This is a genomic window from Actinomadura bangladeshensis (assembly GCF_004348335.1).
Lineage (GTDB): Bacteria > Actinomycetota > Actinomycetes > Streptosporangiales > Streptosporangiaceae > Spirillospora > Spirillospora bangladeshensis.
Genome location: NZ_SMJW01000015.1, coordinates 31,224 through 57,565, shown reverse-complemented (window position 1 = coordinate 57,565; position 26,342 = coordinate 31,224). Strand labels below are relative to the sequence as shown.

The window sequence follows — 26,342 nt, the reverse complement described above, 5'->3', positions numbered from 1 at the left end:
GCGGGGTGGCCGCGGCCGGCTGGGCGAGGGCGACGCCGGTCAGCGCGACGACTGCCGCCGCCGACGTGGCGATCGCGAGGGTCCGTTGGGACATGGGGATGGATGTCCTTTCACCACTGAGAAGGGGAGCCCGTGGTGACGGGGGTGGATATGCGCGAGTCTGAGGAGGTACCGGCCGTGGAAAAAGCCTGATGAGGAATGCATAGGGATATCCCTATGCGTGGGGGTTCGCGAGCCTCAGCGGCCGGAGACGGCGAGCCGCGCGACGTCCACCCGGGAGCGGACGCCGAGCTTGCGGAACGTCCGGGTGAGGGCGGCCTCCACCGTCTTGGTGCTGAGGAACAGCCGGGCGGCGATCTCCCGGTTGGTGGCGCCCTCGGCGACCAGGGCGGCGACCCTGCGCTCGACGTCGGACAGCACGCCCAGCGCGTCGTCCCCGGACGTCCGCCGGACCGGTCCATCGAGGTCGAGCCGCTGGAGCTCGGCCTGGGTCCGGGCCAGCCAGGGCTTCGCCTCGGCCTTGGCGAAGACGCGGCGCGCGCGCAGCAGGTCGGCGCGGCCGCGTGCCGGGTCGTCCCGCCGGGCGCGGAGCATGCCGAGCTCCAGCCAGGCCCGGCCCTCCTCCAGCCGGTAGGGCAGCGCCTGGAGCAGTTCCGCCGCGCGGACCAGGCCGTCGTCGGCGGCGCCGTGGTCGCCCTCGGCCGCGCGCACGAGCGCGGCGGAGCGCTCCAGGACGGCGAGGACGCCGCGCCGCCCGAGCCGCGCGGCCCGCGCCCTGGTCTCGGCCACCAGGGCGGCGGCCTCCGCGACACGGCCGACGGCGACGAGGGCGTCCGCGAGGTCGGCGTGCCAGCGGCGCAGCGACGGGTCGCCGAGCCCCTGCCCGGTCTCCAGCGCGCGGACCCGGCCGAGCACCCGCGCCGCCGCGGCCGCGTCGCCGAGCTGCCACCGGACGAGCCCCTCGGCGTGCAGCGCGCGCGGCAGGAACAGCTGGTCGCCGTCGTCGGCGCTGTGCTGGACGGCCTGCTCGGCGGCCGACAGCGCGCGGCCGAGGTCGCCGCCGGCCGCCTCCGCCAGCGCGAGCGCGTACCAGGAGGGGCCCTGGCTCAGCCCGGAGTCCTCGGCCAGGTCCAGGCTCTGCCGGGCCAGGGCGAGCGCCTGCCGGCAGCGGCCCTGGTAGATCTCCACCTGGGTCATGCAGTACAGGCACATGCACAGGCTCTCGACCACGCCGCGCTGGCGGACGCTGTAGATCAGCGCCCGTAACTCGGCGCGGGCCTCGTTCACCCGGTCGTGCATCAGGTGGTGGCGGTGCTTGAGGTAGACGGGGCCGTTGTGGTGCCACATCACCTGCGGCTCCTGCGGGTCGGCCAGCGCCCGGCGCAGCGTCCGCTCGGCGTCCGGATGGCCGAGGAACAGCTCGATGTTGGCCTGCTTGGACAGGGCGAACAGCTCCGTCCTGCGGTCCCCCGCGAGGGCGGCCAGCTCGGCGGAGCGGCGGGCGTGCACGTGCGCGGCCCGCGCCGAGCCCCGCACCATCCACGCCCGCCAGCTCAGCCGGTAGTGCAGCGGCGCGAGCAGCAGCGGCTCGCCGCGCGCGTCCTCCATCGCCTTGGGGAAGACCTCCTCCACCTCGGCGAGCGCCTGGCCGGAGGAGTCGAGCACCACGATCCAGGCGCGGACCCGCTCCTCCGGCCGCACCGTCATCTCCAGGACGAGCCGGGCGAGCCGCCTGGCCAGCGGGTAGTCGCCCGCCGCGACGGCGTCCTCGGCGGCGCGGAGCCGCCGGGCGACCGCGGTGCCGCGCGCCGCCTCGGGGGTGTGGTCGGCGGCCAGCTCGCCGAGGTGCGCGGCGGTGGACATGCCGCCGCGGCGGCGCGCGACGGCCGCGGCCCCGTCCAGCGTGTCGGCGATCCGCCGGTCCCGTCCCGGCGCCAGCCGGGCCAGGTGCAGGGCGCGTTCCACCGGGTCGCGGACGGCCTGGGAGAGCGCCCTGTGCACCGCCTTCCGCTCGGTGGACTCGGCCTCCGCGTAGATGACGGCCGACAGCAGCGGGTGGGTGAACCGGATCTGGCCGCCGGAGTCGACGTCGACGATGCCCCGCCGCTCGGCCTCCGCGAGGCCGGCGCGTCCCGTCCGGCGCAGCAGCTCGACCGACGGCCGGCTCGCCGCACTCGCCACCAGCAGCGCCTCGCGGGTCGCCGGGGACAGCGCCGCGACCCGCTTGCGGATCAGCACCGACAGGCTCTGCGGGATGAGCAGCTCGTCGCTCTGCGGGTTCTCCAGCACGCTGCGCGCCAGCTCCACCGCGAAGAACGGGTTGCCGCCGCTCACCTCGTGGATCCGGGCGAGCTGCGCCCGCGGCCAGGACCGGCCGAACCGGTCGCCCAGCAGCACGGCCAGCTCCGGCACCGACATGGGCGGCACCCGGACGGTCAGCACGGGCTTCGGGCACAGGCCGGCCGCGTCCCGCCAGCTCCCGCCGTCCTCCCCCGGTCCGCCGGGGCCGGGCTCGGGCCGCACGGAGGCGACCATGCGGAGCGGGGGCGCGAGCCGGGCGGCCCGGCGCGCCACGAACGCGAGCAGCTCCCCGGTCGGGCGGTCCAGCCACTGGGCGTCGTCGATCAGCACCAGTCCGGGCCGGTCGGCGCACAGGGTCCGGAAGGCGTGCAGCAGGCCGAGCCGCAGGCACAGCAGGTCGCGCTCCCCGGTCGGGACGTCCTGCAGGAGCAGGGCGGAGCGCAGGGCATGGCGCTCGGGGTCCGGAAGGCGGTCGATGACCTCGTCGGCGACCTGCGAGATCAGGTCGATGAGGCCGAGGAACGGCAGCCGGTGCTCGGTCTCGGCGGGGCAGCAGGCGAAGATCCGGTAGCCGGCCGCGGCGTGCTCGGCCGCCAGCGTGGCGAACAGCGTGGACTTCCCGATGCCGACGGGCCCGGTCAGCACGACGCCGCCGCCCGCGGCGAGGTGGTCGCGGACGACGCCGAGCACGTCGGCCCGGCCGAGCGCCGCAGTGGCACGGACCCGGACCCGTTGTGTCATCGCGCGGCCTCCGGACGCCAGGCCCCCGAACGACCCCGTGCGGACGGTAAACCCCTCCGAACCCGCCGTCAAGATCCGGCGGCGAGTGCGTCGGCGAGCAGCTCGCCGACGAGGACCGCGGTGGCGGCCGGTCCGCGCAGCGGGGCGGCCGGCAGGATCGAGGTGTCGGCAACCCGGAGCCCGGTCAGGCCGTGCACGCGACCCTGCGCGTCGACCGCGCCGGACGGCCCCATCGGCACGGTGCCGCAGGTGTGCTGGGACGTCCCGATGCGGGCGCGGATCCAGGCGTCGAGGAGGCCGTCGTCGTCCAGCGGCACCGTGTCCGCCAGGCCGTCGCTCACCTCGCCGAAGGCGTCGGCGGCCACGATCGCCGCGGCCGCCCGGACGGCCTCGCGCATCCGGCGCCGGTCGCCGTCCGTGCGCAGGTAGCCGTAGTCGATCCGGGGCGGGACCCCGGCGTCGGGCGAGATCGTGCGCAGGGTGCCGCTCGTCCGGGGGGTCTGCACCGAGACGAGGAACGGCAGCGGAGCGCCCGGAACGCCCGGCAGGCCCGCGATCAGGCCCCCGATCGGCACGAGCGACTGGAGGATCTCCAGATCGCCGGCATCGCCGCCGGACGACGACGACACGTGCAGGGCGCCGCCGAGCCAGGAACCGGAGGGCTCGCCCATCCGGCACCGCGGCACCCACTCCACGACGACCTGCGGATGGTCGCTGAGCCGCGCGCCCACCGCCGGCAGGTCGTGGACGACGGTGATGCCGGCGCGTTCGAGGTCCGCCGCCGGGCCGATCCCCGACAGGTGCAGCAGGTGGGGTGTGGCGAGGGAACCCGCGGCGAGGACGATCTCGCCCGCTTCCAGGACCGTCCGCCGGCCGTCGTGGTCGGCGACCACGCCGCAGGCCCGTCCGCCGCTGACGACCACGGAACGCACCGGGCAGTCCCCCAGCACGGTGAGATTGGGCCTGCGGGCCGGGGCCCCGAGCAGGTACGCGATCCCGGTGTTGATCCGCCGCCCGTCCACCGTGTTCGACGGGACCGGGCCGAACCCCGGCGGGTCCTGGGCGTTCTTGTCCGGCTCGTCCGGGTGCCCGAGTTCACGGGCGGCGGCCTGGAAGGCGGCGGCGGCCGGATGCCTCAGGCCGGTGCGGCGGACGGGGACCGGGCCGTCGCCGCCGTGCTGAGGTCCCGGCCCGTGGTCGAGGTCGGTCTCCAGGCGGCGCAGGAGCGGCAGCACCCGCTCGTACGACCAGGCGGGATCGCCCGCGGCGGCCGACCAGCGCGCGAAGTCCGCCCGCCGCGCCCGGACGAAGTAGCCGCCGTTGACGGCCGTCGAGCCCCCGAGGATCCGGCCCCGCGCCGCGAGGTAGGACGTGCCCGGCACCAGCCGCGCCGGGTACGCCCGGACGGCGGGGTGCCCCGGCCGCGCGCCGGGGACGAGCCGGGCGTCGAGCAGGTCGGCGGCGAAACCGGAGGCGTCCCGCGGCACCGGCCCGGCCTCGGCCACCAGGACCCGGCGGCCGGGGTCGGCGCTGAGCCGCGCCGCGAGCGCGGCCCCGGCCCCGCCCGCGCCCACCACCAGGACGTCGGGCCGCCGCACCGGCGGGCGGGCGCCCCGGCCCGTCGTCATGCTCATCCGCGCCTCGTTCCGCATCTCCCGACTCCGGTTCCGCCACTATGGCGCCCCGCCGCCGCGAGAGACCGGGCAGGTCACATATTCGGCCGATTCCCGGGGTACGGCGACCGGGAGGACGGCCGGCCGACGGGGGGACCATGGACGACGCCCGGGAGGAGGGGCAGGCCAGGCCGACGCTGCAGGTCTTCGACCTCGCGCCGGTCGGCGTACTCGTGACGCGCGGCCGGGACCACCGACTCGTGTACCTCAACACCACCTACCGCGCGACCTTCGGGGACCGCCCGCTCGGGACGCCGATCCGGGAGGCGTTCGGCGACCTGATGCAGCAGGAGTATTTCGACCTGTTCGACGGCGTGCTGGCCAGCGGGCGGGCGGTCAACGTCACCGAGGCGCCGGTGCGCCTCGCCTACCCCGGCACCGGCCCCCGGAAACGCTTCTTCTCCTTCAGCCTCTCCCGGTTCGAGGACGGCGAGCCCGGGGTGCTCGCCGTCACCGCGGAGGTCACCGAGCAGATCGACGCGGCCCGGCGGGCGGACGACATGGCCGAGACGCGGCGCCGGCTGCTGCACCGGTTCCAGAGCCTCGTCCAGGTCAGCGCGGAGATCGTGTGGGTGACCGGGACGGACGGCGAGCCCATCGAGCCGAGCCCCGGCTGGGAGCGGGTGACCGGGCAGGGCTGGGAGGAGTTCCGGGGCACGGGCTGGCTGGGGGCGCTGCATCCCGAGGACCGCGAGCCGACCCGGCGGTCGTGGGCGGAGGCGCGGCGCTCGGCCGACCCCTGGCGGCACGTCTACCGGCTGCGCACCGTGGAGGGCGACTACCGGCATTTCGAGGTGAACGCCGCGCCGGTGTACGAGGGCGGCGAGATCATCGAGTGGGTGGGCACCTGCGCCGACGTGGAGCTGCGCTGGCGGCGGCAGCGCCGCCTGGACCTGCTCGGCCGCGCCGCCGTCGCGACCTCCGAGCACACCGGCCTGCGGGAGATGCTCGGCGCCCTCGCGGACGTGCTCGTCCCGGCCCTCGCCGACGGCTGCGGCGTGCACGTGCTGCCCGAGTTCTCCGGGCGCCCCGCGAGCGCGCCGGTCCTGGTCCGCCGCGTCGCCACCGCCGCGCGGTCCGGGCTGCCGGGCAGGGTGCCGCTCGGCGAGGAGTGGTTCGCCTCCGACAGCGGGTTCGCGGCGGCGCTCCGGCGGCGGCGCCCGCTGCGCCGCACCTTCCCGCCCGGGTGGCCGCCGGCCGACCTGCTGCCCGCGAGCACCGCGCGGTGGATGGCCGTCGCGGGCGCCCACAGCATGGTGCTGATGCCGGTGGTCGTGGACGGCGAGGTCGCCGCGGTGGTGACCGCGTCCGTCTGCGGCGACCGGGCACCGCTGAGCGACGACGACGTCGACCTGATGGGTCAGATGTTCGACCACGCGCACGACGCGCTGAGCACCGCCATGCGCTACCAGCGCACCCAGCGGGTGGCGCTCGCCCTGCAGCACAGCCTCCTGGCGGATCCGCCCGAGATCCCCGGCATCGACATCGTCGCCCGGTACCGTGCCAGCCCGGCCGCGGCCGAGGTGGGCGGCGACTGGTACGACTCGTTCGTGCTCCGCGACGGCGCCACCGTGCTGGTCATCGGGGACGTGGCCGGGCACGACCTGGCCGCGGCCGTCGGGATGAGCCAGCTCCGGAACATGCTGCGCGGGCTGGCGGTCGACCGCAAGGAGCCACCGGGCGACATCCTGCGGCGGCTCAACATCGCGATGGAGGTACTGGCGCCCGACAGCACCGCCACCTGCGTCCTGGCCCGGGTCGAGGGGACCGCGGAGAGCGGGCGGCTGCTCAACTTCGCGGTGGCCGGGCACCCGCCGCCGCTCCTGGTCACCTGCGACGGCGACGCCCGCCTGCTGGACGAGGCCGTCAACCCGCTGCTCGGCCTGCTCGTCGAGCAGAGCTACCTCAGCGCCGTGGAGCCGCTGCCGCCCCGCTCCACCTTCCTGCTCTACACCGACGGCCTGGTCGAGCACCCGGGCGAGAACCTGGACGTGGGCCTCGCCCGGCTCCGCCGCAAGGCGTCCGAACTGGCCGCCGCTCCCCTGCCGGCCTTCTGCGACGGCATCCTCACCGGCCTGCCCACCACCGGCACCGACGACATCGCCGTGATCGCCGCCCGCGTCCCGGGGTGAGCGCGGCTTTGCACGATTCCCACAACTCCCGGCGCTCAGCGTGCGATGTCTGCGACATGGCGCTACGGGCCGGTAGGAGGAAAGGTGGCACCGTCGGAGCCGCCGTCACGCGGCGTGGTCAACAGGAGGGCTCGGTCGGTGTTCAGTCGTGTCGCCATCGTCAACCGCGGTGAGGCCGCCATGCGGCTCATCCATGCCGTACGGGCCCTTTCGGCGGAGACCGGCGCAAGGATCGAGACGGTCGCCCTGTACACCGACGTCGACCGCACCGCCACGTTCGTCCGCGAGGCCGACCTGTCCCACGACCTCGGTCCCGCGTCGGCCCGCCCGTACCTCGACCTGGAGGTCCTGGAGCGCGCGCTGGTCGAGACCGGGGCGGACGCGGCGTGGGTCGGCTGGGGCTTCGTCGCCGAGGACCCGGCGTTCGCCGAGCTGTGCGAGAAGATCGGCGTCACCTTCATCGGCCCGAGCCCGGACGCCATGCGCAAGCTCGGCGACAAGATCGGCGCGAAGCTGATCGCCGAGGAGGTCGGCGTGCCGGTGGCGCCGTGGAGCCGCGGCGCGGTCGCGACGCTGGAGGAGGCGCTGGCGTCGGCGGCCCGGATCGGCTACCCGCTGATGCTGAAGGCGACCGCGGGCGGCGGCGGGCGCGGCATCCGCGTGGTCACGAACGAGGACGACCTGGCGGACGCCTACGAGCGCACCAGCCAGGAGGCCGCGCGAGCGTTCGGCAGCGGCGTGGTGTTCCTGGAGCGCCTGGTGACCGGGGCCCGGCACGTCGAGGTGCAGGTCATCGCCGACGGCCAGGGCACGGCGTGGGCGCTCGGCGTCCGCGACTGCTCGGTGCAGCGGCGCAACCAGAAGATCATCGAGGAGTCGGCGTCGCCGGTGCTCGGCGCCGAGCAGGTCGCCGAGCTGAAGGCGTCGGCCGAGCGGCTCGCCGTCGCGGTCGGCTACCGGGGCGCGGCGACCGTCGAGTTCCTCTACCACCCCGGCGACCGGCTGTTCGCGTTCCTGGAGGTCAACACCCGGCTCCAGGTCGAGCACCCGATCACCGAGTCCACCACCGGGTTCGACCTGGTCCGGGCGCAGCTGCACGTGGCGTCCGGCGGCCGGCTGGAGGGCGCGCCGCCGCAGGAGCGCGGGCACGCCATCGAGGCCCGGCTGAACGCCGAGGACCCCGACCGCGACTTCGCGCCCGCCCCCGGCCGCATCGCCCGGCTGGTCCTGCCCGCCGGGCCGGGCGTCCGGGTCGACACCGGCGTCCGCGAGGGCGACACCATCCCCGCCGACTTCGACTCGATGATCGCCAAGATCATCGCCTACGGCCGGGACCGGGACGAGGCGCTCGGCCGGCTGCGCCGCGCGATGGCGCAGACCACCGTGATCATCGAGGGCGGCGCGACGAACAAGAGCTTCGTGCTCGACCTGCTGGACCGGCCCGAGGTCATCGGCGCGAGCGCCGACACCGGCTGGATCGACCGCGTCCGCGCCGAGGGCGGGCTCGTCTCCCACCGGCACTCCGCCGTCGCGCTCGCCGCCGCGGCGATCGAGGCGTACGAGGACGGTGAGCGCGCCGCGCGGCAGCGGCTGCTGGCGACCGCGTCCGGCGGGCGCCCGCAGGTGCGGCACGAGAGCGGCCGGCCGCTCGACCTCAAGCTGCGCGGCGCCGGGTACCGCGTGCGGGTCGCGCGGGTCGGCGCGCGGCGGTTCCGCGTCGGCATCGAGGCGGGCGAGGACGTCCGCACCGCCGACGTCGAACTCGACCGCCACGACCGGCACAGCGGGCAGATCGTCGTCAACGGCACCCGGTACCGGCTGCTCACCGGCACGCACGGGCCGGTCCACCTGGTCGAGGTGGACGGGGTGACGCACCGGGTCAGCCGGGACGAGGGCGGCGTCGTCCGCTCCCCCGCGCCCGCGCTGGTCGTCGCCACGCCGCTGGAGCCGGGCGCCGAGGTCGAGGCGGGCGCGCCGGTGCTGGTGCTGGAGAGCATGAAGATGGAGACGGTGCTGCGGGCGCCGTTCCGGGCGCGGCTCAAGGAATGCGTCGTGTCCGTGGGCAGCCAGGTGGAGACCGGCGCGCCGCTGCTGCGGCTGGAGCCGCTCGCCGACGGCGCCGCCGAGGAGGCCGCGTCCACCGGCGCCGTCGAGCTGGACCTGCCCGCCGCGCCCGGCACCGTCCCGGCGCGGGAGCGCGCCGCGCGCGGCCGGGAGGACCTGCGCAGCCTGCTGCTCGGCTTCGACGTCGACCCGCACGACGAGCGCCGCGTCCTCGACGACTACCTCGCCGCGCGCCGCGCCGCCGCGGCGGAGGGCCACCGGCCGCTGGAGGCGGAGCTCGCGCTCATCGAGGTGTTCGCCGACCTCGCCGAGCTGAGCCGCGATCGGCCGGCGGGCGGCGGCGACGCGGGCGACGGCGGCCACGTGCACAGCGCCCGCGAGTACTTCCATACCTACCTGCAGAGCCTGGACGTCGAGCGGGCCGGGCTGCCGGCGGCCTACCAGGCCGCGCTCGCCAAGGCGCTCGGGCACTACGGCGTCACCGAGCTGGAGCGCTCCCCCGCGCTGGAGGCCGCCGTCTTCCGTGTCTTCCTCGCCCAGCAGCGCGCCTCCGCGGACGCGGCGGCGATCACCGCGCTGCTCGGCGCGTGGCTGCGGGAGCCGCCGCCGGCCGAGGCGCTGCGCGAGCCCGCCGGCCTCGCGCTGGAGCGGCTGATCGCCGCGGCGCAGGTCCGCTTCCCGGTGGTCTACGACCTCGCGTGCGGCGTGGTGTTCGCCTGGTACGCCCAGCCGCTGCTGCGCCGCAACCGCGCCCGCGTGTACGCCGACGTCCGCCGGCACCTGCGGCTGCTGGACCTCCAGCCGGACGTGCCGGACCGCACCGAGCGCATCGCCGAGATGGTGCGCAGCACCGAGCCGCTCGTGCGGCTGCTCGGCCAGCGGCTGTTCCGCGGCAACTGGGACAACGCGGTCATGCTGGAGGTGCTGACCCGCCGTTACTACGGCAACAAGGGGCTGACCGGCGTCCGCACCCGCGAGGCCGGCGGTTGCACGTTCGTCGTCGCCGAGCGCGGGGGCTCCTGCCTGGTGTCCGCCGCGGTGGGCTTCGAGGCGTTCGGCGGCGCGCTGCGCGGCCTCGCCGAGCTCGCGGACGGCGACGACGCCATCGACGCCATCGACGCCGACATCTACCTCTCCTGGGAGAACCAGCCGGAGGACTTCGACGCGATGGCCGCCGCGCTGCACGAGGTCATCACCGCCCATCCGCTGCCCGACCGGGTCCGCCGGGTCACCGCCACCGTCGCGGGCAGCAGCGGCGCGGTGATGCACCACCACTTCACGTTCCGCCCGTCGGCCGCCGGGATGGCCGAGGAGCGGCTGATCCGGGGCCTGCACCCCCACATCGCCGAGCGGATGCGGCTGGAGCGGCTGCGCAAGTTCGACCTGACCCGGCTGCCCTCGTCCGACGAGGAGGTCTACCTCTTCCAGTGCGTGGCGCGGGAGAACCCGTCCGACGACCGCCTGGTGGCGTTCGCGCAGGTCCGCGACCTGACCGAGCTGCGCGACAACGACGGCAACCTGCGCACGCTGCCGACGGCCGAGTTCACCCTCGCCACCTGCCTGGACTCGATCCGCCGCGCCCAGGAGCGGCGGCCGTCGAAGAAGCGGCTGCCCACCAACCGGATCGTGATCTACGTCTGGCCGCCGAGCGACCTCACCCGCGCGGAGCTGGAGATGCTCGTCGAGCGCATGCTGCCGACGGCCGCGGGCGCCGGGCTGGAGGAGATCGAGTTCATCGCGCGGCGCCGCGACCGGGAGACCGGCGAGCTGTCCAAGGTCGCCGTGCGGATCTCCTTCGACGCCGCCGGCGGCACCACGCTGACCGTCGGCGAGCCGTCCGACGCGCCGGTCGAGCCGGTCGACGGCTACCGGCAGAAGGTGCTGCGCGCCCGCAGCCGCAACACCGTCTACCCGTACGAGCTGACCGGGCTGCTCGGCGACTTCGCCGAGCACGACCTGGACGAGCGGCACGCGCTGGTGCCGGTCGACCGGCCGAAGGGGCGCAACACCGCGGCGATCGTCGCGGGCGTCGTCACCACGCCGACCGAGCGGCACCCGGAGGGCATCGCCCGGGTCGTGCTGCTCGGCGACCCGACGAAGGCGCTCGGCGCGCTGTCGGAGCCGGAGTGCCGCCGCGTGATCGCCGCGCTGGACCTGGCCGAGCGGATGCGGGTGCCGCTGGAGTGGTACGCCCTGTCCGCCGGCGCCCGGATCTCCATGGAGTCCGGCACCGAGAACATGGACTGGGTGGCGGCGGCGCTCAAGCGGATCGTCGAGTTCACCCAGGACGGCGGCGAGATCAACGTCGTGGTCGCGGGCATCAACGTCGGCGCGCAGCCGTACTGGAACGCCGAGGCGACGATGCTGATGCACACCAAGGGCGTCCTCGTCATGACGCCGGAGTCGGCGATGGTGCTCACCGGCAAGCAGTCGCTGGACTTCTCCGGCGGCGTGTCCGCCGAGGACAACTTCGGCATCGGCGGCTACGACCGGGTGATGGGCCCGAACGGGCAGGCGCAGTACTGGGCGCCGAACCTGATGGCGGCCCGGGACGTCCTGATGGCGCACTACGACCACACCTACGTCGCACCCGGCGAGGACGCGCCGCGCCGCACGACGACGTCCGACCCCGTCGACCGCGACGTGTCGGACTTCCCGCACACCGTCGAGGGCAGCGAGTTCACCACGGTCGGCGAGATCTTCTCCGCCGAGGCCAACCCGGACCGCAAGAAGCCGTTCGACATCCGCACCGTGATGCGCGCCCTGTCCGACCAGGACCACCCGGTCCTGGAGCGCTGGGCGGGCATGGCGGACGCGGAGACCGCGGTCGTGCAGGACGTCCACCTCGGCGGCATGCCGGTGTGCCTGCTCGGCATCGAGTCCCGCTCGGTGCCGCGGCGCGGGTTCCCGCCGACCGACGGCCCCGACTCCTACACGGCCGGGACGCTGTTCCCGCAGTCGTCGAAGAAGGCCGCGCGGGCGATCAACGCGGCCAGCGGCAACCGCCCGCTGGTGGTGCTGGCGAACCTGTCGGGCTTCGACGGCTCGCCCGAGTCGCTGCGCAAGCTCCAGCTGGAGTACGGCGCCGAGATCGGCCGCGCGATCGTGAACTTCCGCGGCCCGATCGTGTTCTGCGTGATCTCGCGCTACCACGGCGGCGCCTTCGTGGTGTTCTCCAAGGCGCTGAACCCGAACATGACCGTCCTCGCGCTGGAGGGCTCGTTCGCCTCGGTGCTCGGCGGCGCCCCCGCCGCCGCGGTGGTGTTCGCCCGCGACGTGGACGCCCGCACCGCCGCCGACCCGCGCGTCCGCGACCTGGAGTCGCGCGTCGCGGCGGCCACCGGTCCCGACCGCGCCGCCCTGCTCGCCGAGCTGGAGGAGCTGCGCTCCTCGGTCCGCGCGGAGAAGCTCGGCGAGGTGGCCACCGAGTTCGACGGCGTGCACGACATCCGGCGCGCGGTCGAGGTCGGCTCCGTCGACGCGGTCATCCCGGCCGCGGAGCTCCGCCCGCGGATCATCGAGGCCATCGAGGCGCGGCTGCCGTGACGACCGCGCCCTCGTCCTCGCTGCTCAGGGGAGGACGAGGGCGCCGTTCACGCGGCGGGGAAGCCGCCAGGGGTTGTCATCGCGCAGGGCCGGCGGCAGGAGGCGCGGCGGGCAGTCCTGGTAGGTGGCGGGACGCAGGAAGCGCGTGATGGCGGCCGTGCCCGTCTCGGCGGCGGTCGGGCGGGAGTCGAACACCAGCCGGCCCGCGCGGTCGCGGGCCAGGGCGACCAGGCGTGCGGCGAGGCCGGTCTCGTGGGGCTCGCTGTGCAGCGTGACCGTGCGGGTGCCGGGGACGGCGGCGAGGGCCTCGGCCAGGTCGTGCTCGCTCCCGTACTCCAGGACGACGGTCATCGGGCCGAGGCATTCCTCCAGCAGGAGTTCCGACCGGCCGAGGAGTGAGACCGGTCCCGCCAGGAGGTGGGCGGCGACCTGGCGGTCGTCGCCCGGCCGGCCGGTCGCGACCGTGCGCAGGCCGGGAATGGCGGTGCGTTCGGCCACGCCTTGGGTGAAGGCGGCGCGGACGGCGTCGCCGAGGAGCGTCTGCGGGGCGGCGTCCCTGACATGCCCGGCCATCGCCTCGGCGATGCCCGAGCCCGCGGGGACGAGGACGAGGCCGGACGCCGCCGCCCCTTCCACGATCCCCGCCGGCCGGGCCTTCGCCGCGCCGGGCGTCACGACCAGCGGGTCGAGACCGCCCGGCTCGCCGTAGAACGGGATCGGCTCGGGCCGCGCCCTGGCCAGGTCGTGCAGGTCCCGGCCCTCGCGCGCCGAGCCGGCGAAGGCGACCGCCTTCACGCGGGCGTCCTTGACCAGGGCGGTGCCCGCGTCGCGTCCGTGGACCAGCTGGACCACGTCCTCGGGGAAGCCCGCTTCGGCGGCGCCCGCGCGGAGCGCGCCGAGGGTGAGGGCAGCGGTCTCCGGGTGGAGTCCGTGTGCCTTGACCACCACGGTGCACCCCGCCGCGAGGGCACCGGCGGTGCCGCCGCCCGCGGCACCGGACGCGAACGGGAGGCCGGGAGCGCAGAACACGCCGACCGCCCCGACCGGGACGTTCATGCGGCGCACGTCGGGCCCGGTCGGCGCGAAGTCGAGATGGACGTCGAGGAACGATCCTTCGCGCAGCATCCCGGCGAGCCGGCGGAGCCGCCCGCCGGTGCGGGCGACCTCGGCGGCCAGCCGCTCCCCGCCCAGGCCCGTCTCGGCGTCGGCCGCCGCGACGAGCGCGTCCCCGCGGGCGTCGAGGGCGGCGGCCATCGCGTCCAGCATTCCGGCGCGCTCGTGGGGCCCGGCCTCGTCGAGGACGGGGAGCAGGTCGGCGGCGCGGCGGCAGACCGCGCCGACCTCCTGCGGGGTGGCCGCCGCGTACTCCTTGCGGGGGCGGCCGGTGCGCGCGTCGATGCTCCGGACCGGCAGCGGGGATCTCCAGGTCGGCGCGGCGGGAGTGCGGGCGGCGGGCGGCAGCAGCGGCCCGGCCTCCGCGAGCAGCAGCCGGGCGACCTCGATCGCGCCCGCCGCGGTGAAATGGGTGTCGTCGGCGCTGCCGCGCGGATAGTTGGGGTGCGGGCCGAGCCACAGGAAGAGCCTCTTGGTGGCGCCCGGACCGAGGTCGCGCCAGCGGCGGGCGCTGGCCGCCTGGAGGTCGACCAGCGGGACGTGCTCCTCGGCGGCCAGCGCCCTCATCGCCGCCGGGTACTCGCCGTGGGTCGGGGAGCCGTCGGGCGTCCGACGCTCGACCGAGGTCACCAGCACCGGGCGGGCGCCGCGCGACCGGGCCCCGTCGACGTAGCGCCGGAGGCAGGAGGTGTAGGCGCCGTAGGGAGCGCCGAACCGCGCCTGGTCGTGCCTGCCGTCGTTGTGGCCGAAGCAGACCAGCAGCACGTCGTCCGGGCCGATCCCGGCCATGATCCGGTCGTACATGCCGAGCTGCTCGATCGAGCTGCGCGCGCTCGCGCCGGGGTAGGCCGCGTTGACGACCGGGACGTCCAGTAGCGCGGCCAGCGCCTGCCCCCAGCCCGCCTGCGGCGCCTGGCCGGACGGGTAGTCCGCGGCGGTCGAGTCGCCCGCGATGAAGATCCTCACGGGGCCGCCTCGGCGGCGAGGTCGCGGGCCCGGCCGGGGGCGAGGGGTCCGTCGGCGACCACCACGGTGATCGCCCGGTCCACACGGCCGGGAACGGCCAGCGGTTCGTCCCAGGCCAGCGCCGGGCCGACGCCGGGGTACTCGGCGACCCTGACGAACCAGGGGTCGAGCCCGGTGGTCTGGACGAACAGCAGGCTCCACGCGTCCGAGGTCAGTGCCAGCCACGGCGTGACGCTGCCGTGCACGGCCTCTTCCCCGGACGCCTCGGCGGTGAAGACGGCCAGACCGGCGGAACCCTTGGGCGCACGCCAGAAGAACCCGCCGTAGCCCGCGCCAGCCCGGCCCTTGCAGGCGGAACTCTGCAGGACGAGCGGCTTCCCCGTGCGGCCGGTCAGCGTGAACGCGAAGTCCAGCGCCCACGCATCGGCGACGGGACGGGCGGTGAGGGTGCGGTCCTCACCGGCCAGGACGGTGCCGTCCGGGCCGACCCAGTCGAGACTCTCCGCATAGCCGCCGTCGACAGGGCGAAGCGTCCGCCGCCGCTGCCGCCCGTGGTTGGGGAGCATCGTCGGGCCCTCACCGCGGACATAGGTGGAGCCGCCCCAGAAGTTCGCCCCGTCGACGTCGGAGATCGCGACGCCCACCCCGAAGTGGTGGACGTGGTCGTCCGGCTGGGTCTCGGTGACGACCGTCCCGCCGAGCGTCCGGACGGGGTGCAGGTGGGGCCGCGGAGCGTCGGTCGCCTGCAGGTCCCCGCGCTGGACATAGGAGGCCACCTCCCGCGCGCCGACCCGCAGCACCGTCTCCGGCCACGGCCTCCCGACCGAGCCGAGGCTGCCGGGGAAGCCCAGCTCGGAGAGGGTCGCGAGATCCTCCGCCGCGCGGACGACCAGGCCCTCGATGCCCGGCAGCACCAGCCGGGACGGCTCGGTCCGGACGAACCGCCCCTCGACCGGGCGCGGTTCGGGGGCGCGCCGGATCGCGTCGAGCAGCCGGGTGAAGCCGCCCGTGCGGGCGAGCGGCACCAGCAGGTCCGCGCCGTCGCGGATGTGCGCGATCAGGTTGCCGAGCAGGTCCGTCCGGGCGAAGCCGGTCCTGACCCCGCCGGCCTCGATCTCGTCGAGGGTGTAGAACAGCCGGGCCGAGCGGGTCTCGCCGTGCAGGTGCAGGTACGGCTCGGTGCGCCGGTCGGAGCAGAGCGAGACGGTGATCGCGATGACCGTCCCGTCGGCCAGCCGGAGCCGGGCGCTGGAGGTGTCGTCGGACTCGATCGCGTTGGCGCGGTACAGCTCCAGCTCGATGCCGTCGATCGAGTCGACGGTGTCGGCGCCGGCGACGGCCAGGGCTGACGCCACGGCGTGGGCGAAGGGGTTGGTGAGGGCCCCGTCCATGACGTCGACGCCGTCCAGCCGGCGGCGGCCCGCCCAGGCCGAGCGGGTGTAGTAGGCCAGCGGCCGGGTCCAGGCCCCGGCCACCCCGATGGAGCGGACCGGCTCGCCGAGCACCTCCCGCGCGGCCGCGATCGCGTCCGAGCCGAGCGACTGGAAGCCGACCTGGCAGGCGCGCCCGGTCTCGGCCACCGCCGCGGAGATCGTCCCGAACTCCTCGACCGACGGCGCGGGCGGCTTCTCCAGCAGCACGTGCGCCCCGGCGCGCAGCGCCGCCGCGGCCAGCGGCGCGTGCGTGTGGATCGGGGTGGCGATCACCGCGACCTCGGCCCCGGTCCGCCCGACCAGCGCGGCCAGGTCCGCCGAGACGGGCACGTCCAGCCCGGCCGGCGGCCGGAGGTCGCACACCCCGGCCAGTTCCGCCCGGCCCGCCGCCGCGAGCCGCCGGACGTTCTGCAGATGGTGGCGCCCGTAGCCGTTGACCCCGGCGACGACGACCTTCACCGGCCCCCTCACGCCCGCCCCTTCGACCAGCGCGTCGGCGCGCCCGTCGCGCACAGCGCGGTACCGGTGACCTCCACCGGGGACGGGTCGGCGAGCAGCCCGAGGTCGGTGAGCGTGGCGTCCTCCGGGACCTCCACCATCGCGGGGTGGTGCAGGGCGAGGGCGAGCTGGCCCGACAGCTCGGTCATCAGGTGCGGGTGCACCGGCACGTCGAACACCCGGGCGAGCTCGGCGATGCGCAGGAACGGGGTGATCCCGCCGACCCGGACCACGTTCGGCTGGACGACGTCGCAGGCCCCGGCGGTCAGCAGGTCGCGGAACCCGTGCGCGGTGGCGACGTTCTCGCCGACCGCGATCGGCGTACCGGTGCTCCGCCGCAGCTCCACGTGCGCGGCGAGGTCGTCGGCGGGCAGCGGCTCCTCGACCCAGAGCAGGTCGAACCGCTCCAGCGCCCGCAGCGCCACCCTGGCCCGGTGCAGGTCCCACCGCTGGTTGGCGTCGACCATCAGCGCGGTGTCCGGGCCGACGACCTCCCGGACGGCGGCGACGCGCGCCACGTCCTCGGCGAGCGAGGGCCGCCCGACCTTGATCTTGACGGCGGGGTGCCCGGCGGCGGCCCAGCGCGCGGCCTGCGCGGTCAGCTCGTCCAGCGGGTAGTGGCGATTGATCCCGCTGCCGTACACCGGGACGCTGTCGCGGCGCGCGCCGAGGACGTCCACCAGGGACCGGCCGCCGCACTCCAGGTCCCACAGCGCGAGATCGACGCCGGCCATCGCGATCGGGACGATCCCGGACCGTCCCGCCTCGCCGAGACGGGCGGACAGCCTGTCCCACACGACGCCGGGGTGCGCCGGAAGCCCGATCACCGCGTCGCGGATGTCGTGCTCCAGCAGCGCCTTGACCGCGTGCGCCCCGATCTGCGGGGTCCAGGAGAGCCCGGTCCCCGAGCGTCCGTCGTCCAGCATGAGCGTGACGAGCAGGACGTGGTTGCAGGGCACGTCCGCGCCCCAGGGCCGGGCCAGCGGCACCGACCGCGGCTCGACCGACAGATCCTTGATCACGGCGAGGCCCCTTCAGGCGAGTTCGGTGCGCCAGCTGCGCTTGGCGGTCCAGCCGAGCAGGCGCTCGGCCTTGGCGGAGGAGAACGCGGGGGACGTGCCGGTGAGCGCGGCGGCGGCCTCCCGCGTCGCGGGGAAGAAGCGGGGCAGCAGCTCGGCCAGCGGCTCGCGGGCCAGCGCGTCGCCGGCCCCGGCGAAGAACACCTCGCCGTTGCGCTCCAGCCCCGGCAGCTGGGCGAGCAGGGCGCCGATGAACTCGCCGGCGTCGCGGGCGTCAAGGTAGTTGAACAGCGAGACGCTGCCGATCTCGGGCCGGTCCAGCCGCTCGCGGAGGGTGTGCCCGGACTGGGTCGGGGCGCCCTCCCACTCCTCGGGCGCGATGACGAAGCAGGGGCGGAACGCGGCCATCCGGGTGGCGGCGGCCGTGCGGGCGAACGTCTCCATGGTCTGCTCGGCGACCAGCTTCGACAGGCTGTAGACGTTCCAGGGCCGCGGCGGATGCTCCTCGTCCAGCGGCAGGTACTCGGGCGTCCAGCCGCCCGGCGCGCCGTAGCCCATCACCGTCGGGCTGCTCGCGACGACGAGTTCCGGCACCTCCAGCGCCACCGCGGCCGCGCAGACGTTGAACGCCAACCGGGTGTTGACCCGGAACGTCGTCGCGTCCGTCCGGCCGAAGGGCACCGCGATGGCGGCGAGGTGGACCACCGCGTCCGGCCGGAACCGGGTGATCACCGAATGGGCCTCGCCCAGATCGGTGAGATCGGCGGGCAGCTCCGCGGCGGCCTCCCCCGGTGTGCCGGGGGCGCTGTCGACGCCGATCACCTCGTGGCCGGCCGCCGCCAGCGTGGTGACGACGCTGCGGCCCAGCCGGCCCGCGCTTCCGGTGACGAGCACTCTGCTCACCGCATGGACTCCTCAGCTCGCTGCAACCAGTTGCAGTAACCATCGCGCCCACATCACCGGCACGTCAAGTGAACAGCGTGCGACCAGCAGAAACAGTGAGAGCGATCATTACGAACGTGCAAACGGTTGCGTTAAGCTAGGCGCCATGGCAGTGACTATCCGGGACGTGGCGCACGCGTGCGGCGTGCACGTATCGACGGTTTCGCGAACCTTCTCCGCGCCGCACATGGTGAACGCCGAAACGCGGACCCGGGTGCTGGCGGTCGCCGAGTCGCTCGGCTACCGGCCCAACCGGGCGGCCCGCTCGCTCACCACCGGCCGGACCGACAACCTCGGGCTGATCGTCGCCGACCTCGCCAACCCGTTCTTCCCGCCGCTGATCAAGGCCGCGCAGGCCGCCGCCCGCGCCCGGGACTACCACCTGTTCGTCGCCGACACCGACGAGGACCCGGCCAAGGAGGAGGAGCTGGTCCTCGCCTTCTCCAAGCAGGTCGACGGCATCGTACTGTGCAGCCCCCGCTCCTCGAACAAGGCGCTGGAGAAGCTGGTCGAGACGATCCCGTTCGTCCTGGTCAACCGGCGGCTGCGCGGGGTGACGACCGTCGTCATGGACGTCGCCCGCGGCGCCCGCACCGCGATGGAGCACCTCGCCGGGCTCGGCCACCGGCGCGTCGCGCTCGTGTCGGGGCCGGCCGGCTCCTGGACCAGCGGCGAGATCCGCAAGGCCGTCGCGGACGTGCCCGGCCTCGACACGGTCGTCATCGGCCCGAACGCGCCCACCGAGGAGGGCGGCCTCGGCATCGCCGCCGAGGTCGCGGCGGCCGGGGTGACCGGCGTGCTCGCCTACAACGACCTCGTCGCCATCGGCCTCATCGAGGGCCTCGACGAGCTCGGCATCGGCGTCCCCCGCGACATCAGCGTGATCGGCATCGACGGCAGCATCACCGGGCGCCTGTACCGGCCCAAGCTCACCACGGTCGCCATGCCCACGGCGGACGCCGGGCGCATGGCCGTCGACCTGCTCATCACGTCGATGAGCGCGGCCACCGTCCTGGAAACGCACCTGGTGGTCCGCGAGTCCACCGCTCCCCCGAAAGGACTCCCATGACAGATCACGACACCGCCTTCGGCGTCACCCCCGGCGGCGAGAAGGTCGAACGGCACGTCCTCGACAACGGGCGGCTGCGCGCCGCCGTCCTGACGTACGGCGCGACCCTCCAGCGGCTGGAGGTGGCCGACGGCACCGACGTCGTCCTCGGCCTCGACACCCTGGAGGACTACCGGCTGCGCAGCCGGTACTTCGGCGCGGTCGTCGGCCGGTACGGCAACCGCATCGCCCGCGGCAGGTTCACCCTCGACGGCACCGAGTACCGGCTCCCGGTCAACGACGGCGAGAACAGCCTGCACGGCGGCGTCCGCGGGTTCGACAAGCGGGTGTGGCGGGTCGAGTCGGCGGGCCCGGCGGAGCTGCTGCTCGGCCTGGTGAGCCCGGACGGCGAGGAGGGCTACCCCGGAGAGCTGACGGCCCGCGTCCGGTACGTCCTGGACGGCGACACCCTGCGGCTGGAGTACCGGGTCACGACCGACGCGCCCACCGTCGTCAACCTGACCAACCACTCCTACTTCAACCTGGCGGGCGGCGGCGACGTACGAGGCCACGTGGTGACGCTGGAGGCCGACCGCTACCTGCCGGTGGACGAGGGGAAGATCCCCACGGGCGAACTGGCGCCGGTCGCCGGGACGCCGTTCGACTTCACCGCCCCCAGCCGGGTCGACGCGCGGCTCGGCGGCCGCTACGACCACTGCTACGTCCTCCAGGGCCGGGCGACCGTCACCGATCCGGGCAGCGGGCGCTGGATGGAGGTCACCACCACCGAACCGGGCGTGCAGTTCTACACCGGCCACATGCTGGGCGGCGACGGCGCCCCGTACGGCCCGTTCGCGGGGCTGTGCCTGGAGACGCAGCACTTCCCCGACGCGCCGAACCGGCCGGCGTTCCCGTCGCCCGTCCTGCGGCCCGGGGAGGAGCGCGTCTCGACCACCGGCTACCGCTTCGGCACCGCATGACCGACTGCAAACGGTTGTAGTAACGAGCAGACGAGGACGGAGATCATTGAGGGACGCTCCGTCCTCGACTGCCATCCTGACCTCGGGTTATATGAAAGCAACCCGCTGGCGGCAGTGAGGAATCTCACTGCAAAGGGTTGACGTCATCTCCGGCTTCGCGCTAAGAAAGCGCTATCTCAACCACCTCCGACTCATCGAAGGGCCAGTGATGACGCTGAGGCCCGCCGCGGCCGAGACGGCACCGGGGACGGCCGGACCCCCGGTCACGCCCCCGGCGCAGGCGCCCGCACGACGCCGTCTCCGGCACCGCCCCGGACGCCGCAAGAATTCCCGCGCCCGCTCACAGGCATGGGCCGCCTACCTGTTCCTGGCCCCCTGGTTCATCGGACTGTTCGTCATCACGCTCGGACCGATGATCGCCTCGCTGTACCTGTCGTTCACCGACTACAGCCTGCTGGCCCCGGCCCACTGGGTCGGCATGGACAACTACGACAAGCTGTTCACGGCCGACAACCGGTACATGAACTCGCTCAAGGTCACGACCACCTACGTCTTCGTGTCCGTCCCGCTCCAGCTGGCCTTCGCCCTCGGGCTGGCGCTGGCGCTGGACAAGGGGCTGCGCGGGCTGTCGTTCTACCGGTCGATCTTCTACCTGCCCTCGCTGCTCGGCGGCAGCGTGGCGATCTCGATCCTGTGGCGGAAGATCTTCGGGGTCGACGGGATCGTCAACACCTTCCTCGGCTGGTTCGGCTACGAGGGTCAGGGCTGGGTGACCAGCCCCGACACGGCGCTGTGGACGCTGATCATCCTGCACGTCTGGACGTTCGGCGCCCCGATGGTCATCTTCCTGGCCGGGCTGCGGCAGATCCCGCAGAACCTCTACGAGGCGGCCCGGGTGGACGGCGCCGGCCGGCTCCGGCAGTTCCGCTCGATCACGCTGCCGCTGCTCACGCCGATCATCTTCTTCAACGCCGTGCTGGAGATCATCAAGTCGTTCCAGTCGTTCACGCAGTCGTTCGTGGTCAGCGGCGGCAACGGCGGACCGGTCGACTCGACGCTCTTCTACACGCTCTACCTCTACATCAAGGGCTTCAAGAACTACGAGATGGGATACGCGGCCGCCATGGCGTGGGTGCTCCTCCTCATCATCGGGGCCCTGACCGCCGTCAACTTCCTCATGTCTCGATTCTGGGTCTTCTATGGCGACGACAACTAGGCGCCCGCCGAGCGGCCGCGTCCCGGTCCTGTTCCGGCCCGCCTCCCGGCTGACCAAGCACGCGCTGCTGATCGCGTTCGGGCTGTTCATGCTCTACCCGCTGCTCTGGATGATCTCCAGCTCGCTGAAGCCCGAGGACGTGATCTTCCGCGAGCCGGGCCTGATCCCCGGTGAGGTGACCGGCCAGAACTACGCCGACGGCTGGGGCGCGCTCAAGCACTCCTTCGGCTACTACCTGTGGAACTCGGCGGTCATCACCTCGCTCGCGGTGGTCGGCAACCTGCTCGCCTGCTCGCTGGCGGCCTACGCGTTCGCGCGGCTGGAGTTCCCGCTCAAGAAGCTGTGGTTCGCGATCATGCTGGTCTCGATCATGCTGCCGCACCACGTGACGGTCGTGCCGCAGTACATCGCGTTCAGCAAGATCGACTGGATCAACACGATCTGGCCGATCATCGTGCCCAAGTTCCTCGCCACCGACGCGTTCTTCATCTTCCTGATGGTGCAGTTCATCCGCACCCTCCCCCGGGAGCTGGACGAGGCGGCGGCGATCGACGGCGCCGGGCACTTCCGCACGTTCCTGCAGGTGGTGATGCCGCTGTGCGTCCCCGCGCTGGCCACCACGGCGATCTTCACCTTCATCTGGACGTGGAACGACTTCTTCACCCAGAACCTCTACCTGACCAACTCCGACAACCTCACGGCCCCGGTCGCGCTGCGCCAGTTCCTGGACTCCAGCGGCGACTCCTCCTGGGGGCCGATGTTCGCGATGTCGATCATCTCGCTCGGCCCGATCTTCGGCTTCTTCCTGGCCGGCCAGAAATACCTCGTCCGAGGAATGGCCACCACCGGCCTCAAATAGCCCCTCCAACCTTCCCTTCCCCCCGGAGGTACAGCAGAAATGAAGCGCATCCTGGCGGCCGCCGCCGTGACCGCGATCGCCTTGTCGGCGACCGCGTGCGGCAGCGGCGGCGACGGCGATTCCGGCGGCAAGACCAAGATCGTCTTCTCCTACTGGGGAAGCGACTCGCGGCAGAAGCTGACCGAGTCGGCGATCGCGGCGTTCGAGAAGAAGAACCCCGCGATCGACGTCGAGGGCGACTTCTCCGACTGGGACAGCTACTACGAGAAGCTCGCCACCAAGACCGCGGCCGGCGACGCCCCGGACGTCATGTCGATCGAGATCCGCGGACTCGCGGAGTACGCCGGGCGCGGCGTCCTCGCCGAGCTGAACGGCAAGGTGGACACCGCCGGCCTCGACCAGGACGTCCTCAAGGCAGGGCAGGTCGGCGGCAAGCAGTACGCGATCCCCACCGGCGTCAACGCGTTCCCGATGATCGTCAACAAGAAGACGCTGGAGAAGTACGGGCAGAAGGTCCCCGACGACAAGACCTGGACCTGGGACGACTACATCGCGATGTCCCAGGAGGTGACCGAGAAGAGCGGCGGCGACGTCTGGGGCACCGAGTACAACGAGAACCCGGCGTTCCTGCAGATCTTCGCCGCCCAGCGCGGCGAGCAGTACTACGCCGGCGGCAAGGTCGCCCTGTCGGAGCAGACCATCAAGGACTGGTGGGCGCTGATCAAGAAGATCATCGACACCAAGGCGGGCCCCGGCGCCGATGAGATGCTGGAGACCGGCACCAAGCCCGACCAGGCGCTGATCGGCACCAACAAGAGCGCGTTCGGCAGCTGGTGGAGCAACCAGCTGGACACCCTGACCAAGGGGTCCGGCCAGGAGCTGGACCTGCTGCGCATGCCGAAGGCGCCGGGCGCCACGACGTCCGGCATGTTCCTGCAGCCGGCGATGTACTACACGATCTCGTCCAAGACCGAGGAGGCCGCCGCCGCCGGGAAGTTCGTCGACTTCCTCGTGAACGACCCGGAGGCGGGCGCGATCCTGCTCAGCGACCGCGGCCTGCCCACCAACGCGGAGGTCGTCACCGCGATCAAGGGCAAGCTGTCCCCGGCCGACCAGAAGGTGCTGGCCTTCATGGACGCGATCAAGGGCGACCTCAGCCCGATCTCCATCCCGCCGAAGGGCGCGATGGAGATGGAGGACATCCTCAAGCGCGCCACCGACTCGGTGCTGTTCGGCAAGGCGTCGCCGGACCAGGCGGCCAAGACCTTCCTGACCGAGGCGAACAACGCCCTGTCCCAGTAGGGACGTCCCCCTGGGGACGACGACCCGATGACGAGCCGTGCGGCCCGTGAACAGGCCGGGCCGCACGGCGCCACCCCCGCTCCCTGGAGTTCCCGCACCATGCGATACGCCTTCGTCGGGCTCGGCCACCGGGCGCAGATGTACGTCGACGCGCTGCTCGGCGGCTGGAGCGACACCGGCGAGATCACCGCCCTCTGCGATCCCAACCGGACGCGCCTCGGCTACTACCTCGACCGCATCGGCCGCGACGTGCCGTGCTTCGCGCCCGGCGACTTCGGCGCGATGCTCGACCTCGCCGACGCCGTCGTGGTCGCCACCGTCGACGCCGCCCACGCCCGCTACGTCGTCGCCGCCCTCGACGCCGGCAAGGACGTCGTCGTCGAGAAGCCGCTGTGCACCACCGCCGAGGACTGCGCGGCCATCGCCGCCGCCGCCGAGCGGAGCACCGGCAGGCTCATCGTCACCTTCAACTACCGCTACTCCCCGCGCAACAGCGCCGTCCGGCGGCTGATCGCCGCCGGCGCGATCGGCGAGGTCACCTCGGTGCACTTCGGGTGGTCGCTCGACACCATCCACGGCGCCGACTACTTCCGCCGCTGGCACCGGGACCGCGCGAACTCCGGCGGCCTGCTGGTGCACAAGGCCACCCACCACTTCGACCTGGTCAACTGGTGGATCGCCGATGCCGCCGCGTCCGTCTACGCGCAGACGTCGCTGCGCTTCTACGGCGCCGGCAACGCCCGCGCGCGGGGGCTCGCGGACCGCCCCGGCCGGGCGCACCGCGCGCCCGGGCTCGGCACGGACCCGTTCCTGCTGGACATGTCCGCCGATCCCCGCCTGAAGCGCCTCTACCTGGACGCCGAGCACGAGGACGGCTACATCCGCGACCAGGACGTGTTCGGCGAGGGCGTCACCATCGACGACAACATGTCGGTCCTCGTCCGGTACGAGCGCGGCGCGCTGCTGACCTACTCCCTCAACGCCCACGCGCCCGCCGAGGGGTACCGGGTCGTGATCAACGGCACCGCCGGACGGCTGGAACTGGACGTCGTCGAACGCGCCTGGACGCCGCCGCACGCGGCGATCGACCCGACCGCGTCCGGGAAGGAGCACGCCGAGGGGGCGTCCGAGCGCCTCGTGCTGCACCGGCACTGGCGGCGGCCCGAGGAGATCGTGATCGAGCAGGGCGCGGGCGCGCACGGCGGCGGCGACGCGCTGCTGCTCGACGACGTGTTCCGGGGGCCGTCGGATGACCCGCTCGCCCGCCGGGCCGGATACCGTGCGGGGGTCGCGAGCGTGATGATCGGGGTGTCGGCGAACCGGTCGGCGGCGACCGGCGCGCCCGTCGCGCTCACCGCCGGCGGCACCCGGGCGGCGGACTGATGCTCGGCGCGTTCTCGGGCTTGGCGGAGATCGCGGCGCGCGACCGCGGCCTGTTCCCCCCGCCGGGCCCGGACCTGCCCGAACGCCTGCGCGACGCGCTGGGCGTCCTCGACCTGGGCGCCGCGGACGTCCGGGTCGAGCGCCGCTGGACGGACGGCGACCTGGCCGGGGAGGAGCTGTCCTGGACGGTCGGGTTCGGCCCGCGCACCCGCGCCTACCTGCTCCGCCCGCGCGGCGCCGCGGGCCCGCTGCCGGGCGTCGTCGCGATGCACTGCCACGCGGGCATGAAGCGGGCGGGCAAGGACAAGATCGCGGACGGGCCGGACCCGCCCGACGCCGGGGTCGCCCGGCTGCGCGACCGCCTCTACGGCGGGCGCGCCTACGCGGGCGAGCTGGCGCGGCGGGGCTTCGCGGTGCTGGCCCACGACGTGTTCGCCTGGGGCAGCCGCCGCTTCCCGCTGACCGGGCCGGACGGCGACCCCGGCCGCTACGAGGCGGCCGCCCGCGACCACGAGCACGTGCTGGCCAAGGCCTGCACGCTGCTCGGCACCTCGTTCGCCGGCGTGCTCGCCTCCGAGGACCTCGCGGCGGCGGCGTACCTGCGCTCCCGTCCCGACATCGCGTCGGTCGCAACGATCGGGCTGTCCGGCGGCGGGGCGCGCGCCGCGCTGCTGGGCGCGCTCGACCCCGGGATCGGCGCGGTCGCCGTGGCCGCGATGGTCTCCTCCTTCCGGGACTTCCGCGACGAGCACGTGGCCGCCCACTCCTGGATGCTGTTCCCGCCGGGCCTGACCCGCCTGGCCGACTGGCCCGGCGTGGTCGCCGCCCGCGCCCCGGCCCCGCTGATGGTCCTGTACGCCACCGCCGACCCGCTCTTCCCCGCCGCCGGCACGGCCCGCGCCCACCGCCAGATCACCGCCGCCTACCGGAATGCGCCCGGCCATTACACCGGCGTTTTCTTCGACACCTCCCACCAATTCGACCGCACCATGCAAGACGCGGCGTTCAGCTGGCTCACCGACACGGCAGCGCCAATCAGCCGCCGCCGGGCCCCATGAAAACAATGGCAACCCCATTGACGTTCCAAGGGTAAACGCATACCGTTCCAGAAAGCGCTTTCTTAGCA

At 74.1% G+C, this 26,342-nt stretch carries 15 protein-coding genes; 9 read left to right on the top strand and 6 right to left on the bottom strand.

Annotated elements, in window-relative coordinates:
- Window positions 1–237 precede the first annotated feature (237 nt).
- Together E1284_RS05345 and mftG are read right to left on the bottom strand one after the other, a co-directional pair.
- Complete coding sequence (locus E1284_RS05345; protein WP_131937666.1) at window positions 238–3,042, bottom strand: LuxR C-terminal-related transcriptional regulator; 2,805 nt, start codon at window positions 3,040–3,042, stop codon at window positions 238–240.
- A gap of 68 nt (window positions 3,043–3,110) precedes the next feature.
- Window positions 3,111–4,676, bottom strand: a complete 1,566-nt coding sequence (mftG, locus tag E1284_RS05340; RefSeq protein WP_243714267.1) for a mycofactocin dehydrogenase MftG — start codon at window positions 4,674–4,676, stop codon at window positions 3,111–3,113.
- 137 nt (window positions 4,677–4,813) lie between these two features.
- Between mftG and E1284_RS05335 the strand changes: the two genes are divergently transcribed.
- Both E1284_RS05335 and E1284_RS05330 read left to right on the top strand, forming a co-directional pair.
- Window positions 4,814–6,847, top strand: a complete 2,034-nt coding sequence (locus E1284_RS05335; protein ID WP_131937664.1) for a SpoIIE family protein phosphatase — start codon at window positions 4,814–4,816, stop codon at window positions 6,845–6,847.
- A gap of 138 nt (window positions 6,848–6,985) precedes the next feature.
- Entirely contained in the window at window positions 6,986–12,457 is a 5,472-nt protein-coding gene (locus E1284_RS05330) for an ATP-binding protein (RefSeq protein WP_131937662.1), read from the top strand.
- A 24-nt stretch (window positions 12,458–12,481) separates the two neighbouring features.
- Here the strand turns inward: E1284_RS05330 and E1284_RS05325 are convergent, their stop codons facing one another.
- From E1284_RS05325 to E1284_RS05310, 4 genes are read right to left on the bottom strand one after another with little or no spacing between them, the layout of a single operon-like run.
- Window positions 12,482–14,536, bottom strand: a complete 2,055-nt coding sequence (locus tag E1284_RS05325) for an aldehyde dehydrogenase family protein (protein ID WP_165965132.1) — start codon at window positions 14,534–14,536, stop codon at window positions 12,482–12,484.
- The gene (locus E1284_RS43815; RefSeq protein WP_131937658.1) at window positions 14,533–16,440 is read right to left on the bottom strand and encodes a DUF6807 family protein; all 1,908 of its coding nucleotides are present in this window, start codon (window positions 16,438–16,440) and stop codon (window positions 14,533–14,535) included. The genes E1284_RS05325 and E1284_RS43815 overlap by 4 nt, the downstream gene beginning before the upstream one ends.
- Window positions 16,437–17,489, bottom strand: coding sequence for a mandelate racemase/muconate lactonizing enzyme family protein (locus E1284_RS05315; protein WP_131937656.1), 1,053 nt, complete (start codon window positions 17,487–17,489; stop codon window positions 16,437–16,439). The genes E1284_RS43815 and E1284_RS05315 overlap by 4 nt, the downstream gene beginning before the upstream one ends.
- A 12-nt stretch (window positions 17,490–17,501) precedes the next feature.
- Window positions 17,502–18,389, bottom strand: a complete 888-nt coding sequence (locus E1284_RS05310; protein WP_131937654.1) for an NAD-dependent epimerase/dehydratase family protein — start codon at window positions 18,387–18,389, stop codon at window positions 17,502–17,504.
- Between the two features lie 145 nt (window positions 18,390–18,534).
- On the opposite strand from E1284_RS05310, the gene E1284_RS05305 reads away from it, so the two are divergent.
- From E1284_RS05305 to E1284_RS05275, 7 genes are all read left to right on the top strand, one after another.
- Entirely contained in the window at window positions 18,535–19,497 is a 963-nt protein-coding gene (locus tag E1284_RS05305) for a LacI family DNA-binding transcriptional regulator (RefSeq protein WP_131937652.1), read from the top strand.
- Complete coding sequence (locus E1284_RS05300) at window positions 19,494–20,456, top strand: aldose epimerase family protein (protein ID WP_131937650.1); 963 nt, start codon at window positions 19,494–19,496, stop codon at window positions 20,454–20,456. Before E1284_RS05305 ends, E1284_RS05300 begins: the two co-directional genes overlap by 4 nt.
- 208 nt (window positions 20,457–20,664) lie before the next feature.
- Entirely contained in the window at window positions 20,665–21,672 is a 1,008-nt protein-coding gene (locus E1284_RS05295) for a carbohydrate ABC transporter permease (protein WP_131937648.1), read from the top strand.
- Window positions 21,656–22,531 carry a carbohydrate ABC transporter permease gene (locus tag E1284_RS05290; RefSeq protein WP_131937646.1) on the top strand — a complete coding sequence of 292 codons (876 nt, stop codon included), beginning with the start codon at window positions 21,656–21,658 and terminating at the stop codon, window positions 22,529–22,531. Before E1284_RS05295 ends, E1284_RS05290 begins: the two co-directional genes overlap by 17 nt.
- A gap of 39 nt (window positions 22,532–22,570) precedes the next feature.
- A complete protein-coding gene (locus tag E1284_RS05285) occupies window positions 22,571–23,833 on the top strand; it encodes an ABC transporter substrate-binding protein (RefSeq protein ID WP_131937644.1) in 1,263 nt (420 codons plus the stop codon).
- Window positions 23,834–23,860: 27 nt separating this feature from the next.
- The gene (locus E1284_RS05280; RefSeq protein ID WP_341770371.1) at window positions 23,861–25,216 is read left to right on the top strand and encodes a Gfo/Idh/MocA family protein; all 1,356 of its coding nucleotides are present in this window, start codon (window positions 23,861–23,863) and stop codon (window positions 25,214–25,216) included.
- Complete coding sequence (locus tag E1284_RS05275) at window positions 25,216–26,274, top strand: dienelactone hydrolase family protein (RefSeq protein WP_131937642.1); 1,059 nt, start codon at window positions 25,216–25,218, stop codon at window positions 26,272–26,274. The genes E1284_RS05280 and E1284_RS05275 overlap by 1 nt, the downstream gene beginning before the upstream one ends.
- Window positions 26,275–26,342 lie beyond the last annotated feature (68 nt).